Source organism: Flagellimonas flava, from assembly GCF_050617915.1.
Taxonomy (GTDB): Bacteria; Bacteroidota; Bacteroidia; order Flavobacteriales; family Flavobacteriaceae; genus Flagellimonas; species Flagellimonas flava_A.
Map to the genome: position 1 here is coordinate 1 of NZ_JBODQE010000173.1, position 238 is coordinate 238.

General features: G+C 48.7%; 1 pseudogene. It reads right to left on the minus strand.

The annotated features are described in order from the left end of the window. A pseudogene (locus ACRHOZ_RS21435) lies at nt 1-238 on the minus strand (GMC family oxidoreductase); the annotation flags it as partial.

Genomic DNA, 238 nt, shown 5'->3' on the forward strand with positions numbered 1-238 from the left:
GTACCGTACAGGCCAGTCCAACCCATGTCCATCTTTCTTGTTGGCCTCAAAATCAATATCGATCCAACGATAACTTTGTTTGCCCCAGGTTATAGGTCTGCCACCTACATGGTAACCCCTGATCCAGTCAAAACGCTTGGTTCCCTGATAGGGGTGCTCCAAATCGTTCACAAAAAAATGCTTGACGACATCCTTGGGGGCCCAGCCCACGCGAAGTTGCTTGGGGTATTTTTTCTTG